The 3,036-nt window shown below is 59.0% G+C and carries 3 protein-coding genes; all 3 read right to left on the bottom strand.

Annotated elements, in window-relative coordinates:
* Positions 1 to 98: 98 nt before the first annotated feature.
* Positions 99 to 1,646, bottom strand: a complete 1,548-nt coding sequence (locus tag ACIPF8_RS24480; protein WP_400426356.1) for a formate dehydrogenase beta subunit — start codon at positions 1,644 to 1,646, stop codon at positions 99 to 101.
* The gene (locus ACIPF8_RS24475) at positions 1,643 to 2,116 is read right to left on the bottom strand and encodes a formate dehydrogenase subunit gamma (protein WP_400426358.1); all 474 of its coding nucleotides are present in this window, start codon (positions 2,114 to 2,116) and stop codon (positions 1,643 to 1,645) included. Before ACIPF8_RS24475 ends, ACIPF8_RS24480 begins: the two co-directional genes overlap by 4 nt.
* A gap of 95 nt (positions 2,117 to 2,211) precedes the next feature.
* Positions 2,212 to 3,036, bottom strand: an 825-nt coding sequence (locus tag ACIPF8_RS24470; protein ID WP_400425537.1) for a thiamine pyrophosphate-dependent enzyme, incomplete at its 5' end; no start/stop codon positions are given.

Raw genomic sequence — 3,036 nt, 5'->3', positions numbered from 1 at the left:
TGGGCACCTGTGCCCACGCGTGACTTGTGCTCATCTACAGTCATATTCATATCGAGCATCACGCGTGGGCAAAAAAACTTGCCCACCCTACGCATTCCTCAGGCGGCCTGGTTGAGTTTTCCCTCGCCAAAATCTTCCGGGAAATGATCGAGTGCCGACAGCACCGGCAGCGGCGTCATGCTGCCCATCGCGCATAGCGAGCCGTTGATCATGGTGTCGCACAGGTCGCGCAACAAGTGGATCTGCTGCACCTGGCCGGCAACAATCTTGTCGATCACTTCGACGCCGCGCGTCGAGCCGATTCGGCATGGCGTGCACTTGCCGCAGGATTCCGCCACACAAAATTCCATTGAATAGCGCGCCTGTTGCGCCATGTCGACACTATCGTCGAACACCACCATGCCGCCATGGCCGACGGTGCCACCCACTGCAGCGAAAGCTTCGTAGTCGAATGGCGTATCGAACAGCGCTTCCGGCAGGTACGGTCCAAGCGGACCACCGACCTGTACCGCGCGTATCGGCCTGCCGCTGGCGGTACCGCCGCCGAAGTCGTACAGCAGTTCGCGCAGGGTCACGCCGAACGCTTTCTCGACCAGGCCGCCATATTTGATATTGCCGGCCAGTTGCATCGGCAAGGTGCCCAGCGAACGGCCTCGTCCGAAATTCTTGTAGAACGCGGCGCCACGCGCCAGGATGATCGGCACCGAAGCCAACGAGATCACGTTATTGATCACGGTCGGCTTGCCGAACAAGCCTTCGATCGCGGGCAACGGCGGCTTGGCGCGCACCACGCCGCGTTTACCTTCCAGGCTTTCCAGCAGCGCGGTTTCCTCGCCGCAGACATAGGCGCCGGCGCCCTTGCGCACTTCAAGCTGGAAGATTTTGCCAAAGCCCAGGATATTTTCACCGAGGAAGCCGCGCGCGTTGGCAATCGCAATCGCTTCTTTCAATACCGCTATCGCATGCGGATATTCGGAGCGCACGTAGATATAACCTTGCGTGGCGTTCACCGCCAAGCCGGCAATCGTCATGCCTTCGATCAGCATGAACGGATCGTCTTCCATCACCATGCGATCCGAAAAAGTGCCGGAATCGCCCTCATCGGCATTGCAGACGATGTATTTTTGTTCACTAACCGCGCCCAGTACCGTTTTCCATTTGATCCCGGTTGGGAAGGCGGCTCCGCCGCGCCCGCGCAAGCCGGAATCCTGGACTTCCTGAACAATCGCGGCGCTCTGCATGGTCAGCGCCTGCTGCAATCCAAGATAGCCGTCATACTCCAGATAGTCGTCGAGTGAGAGCGGATCGGTGATGCCGATACGGGCAAAGGTCAGGCGCTCCTGGTTCTTCAGATAGGCAATTTCTTCGGTCAGTCCATGCCCAAGCTGGTGCTGTCCACCCTGCAACAGTCCGGCATCGAACAGCCCAGGCACATCTTCCGGCGCCACGGGACCATAAGCGACCCGGCCCTGCGGCGTCACCACTTCAACCAAAGGTTCAAGCCAGAACATGCCGCGCGAGCCATTGCGCAGCAGCTTGATCGTTTGGCCGCGCCGTTCGGCTTCAGCGACGATGGCAGCAGCGACATCATTGGCGCCCAACGCTAGCGCCGTTGAGTCGCGTGGAACATAGACAGTGATGGTCATGACAACTCTCGTTTGGTTTGCAGCAGACGGTTAAATCCGGACGGACTGACCCTGGCATGCAGCTCATCGTCGATCATGACGGCCGGACCGCATGCGCATTGCCCCAGGCAATACACTGGTTCCAACGTAAACTGGCCGTCGCTGGTGGTGCCATGAAAATCGCACTCCAACACCGCTTTGGCATGCGCCTCGAGTGCCGCCGAACCGCGCGCCTGACACGCCTCCGCGCGGCAAATCTGTACAACGTGGCGGCCGGCCGGTTGCTGACGGAAAAAATGGTAAAAGCTGATGACGCCATGCACTTCGGCACGCGACAAATTCAATTCTTGTGCAATCAGGGGTACCGCTTCCGAAGGGATAAAGCCGACAGATTCCTGGATCGCGTGCAGGATCGGCAGCAGCGCGCCAGGCAATGCCTTTTGCGCGACGATCAGCGTGCTGATGTGATCCAGATCTACGGGTTGATGCATTTCCATTGCGGCTCTCCTGCGTGACCATGCATCCGGACCAGCGGCAATCCGGATGCATGTGGGTACAACATTGATGCCAGACGCAAGCCCGGTTTTTACTTGTACATGGTCTGCGCCATGGTTCCGGGCGCATACACGGCCGGATCAACCCAGATGTTGACCACCGCACAGCGACGGGTCTTGCGTACCGCTTCCCGCGCCCGTTGCAAAGCACCCGCAATCTGCGCCGGATCACGCACTTCCTCACCGTGCCCGCCCAACATTTCAGCGAACTTGCCGTACGGGATATCGCTCAACAGGTTGCCGACATTGCCGCGCTCTTCGCCGTACTTGGCCAATTGACCGTAACGGATCTGGTTCATCGCCGAATTGTTGCCGATCACCGCGATATACGGCACACCGAAACGATTCGCTGTCTCCATGTCGAAAGAGGTCATGCTGAAGGCGCCGTCGCCGTAGTAGCACATCACCTCTTTCTCCGGATTGGCCAAGCCCGCCGCAATCGCAAAGCCGGTGCCGACACCCAGGCTGCCCAAGGCGCCCGGATCCATCCATTGGCCAGGATTGCGCGGACGCACCGCTTGCGCCGAAATCGTCACCACATCGCCACCGTCGCCGATATAGATCGTGTCGTCGTTGAGGAATTCGTTGATCTCGTAAGCCACCCGATAAGGATGGATCGGTGAACTGTTCGATTTGAACAAGGGCATCAACTTCTCGGTCGCAATCGCTTCCAGTTTCTGTAGCTGCTGCATCCATTCGCGCCGCTTGGCATGCGCACCCTTGTTGATGCGGCCGCTGGCAGCTTGCAAGACGGCTCCAAGAATGGTGCCGGGATCGCCGACCAGACCCAGCGTGATGTCGCGGTTCTTGCCGACAGTGCGATAGTCCTGGTCGATCTGGATTACTTTGGCATTCAG

Source organism: Collimonas sp. NPDC087041, assembly GCF_044745265.1.
In the GTDB taxonomy this organism is placed as follows: domain Bacteria; phylum Pseudomonadota; class Gammaproteobacteria; order Burkholderiales; family Burkholderiaceae_D; genus Collimonas.
The sequence above is the reverse complement of the archived record's forward strand: the minus strand, read 5'-3'. Positions and strand labels throughout refer to the sequence as shown.

What these genes read in the sequence shown, in the direction of transcription:
- ACIPF8_RS24475 (WP_400426358.1), bottom strand. Translation starts at nt 2,116, where the DNA reads ATGCATCAACCCGTAGATCTGGATCACATCAGCACGCTGATCGTCGCG.
- ACIPF8_RS24480 (WP_400426356.1), bottom strand. Translation starts at nt 1,646, where the DNA reads ATGACCATCACTGTCTATGTTCCACGCGACTCAACGGCGCTAGCGTTG.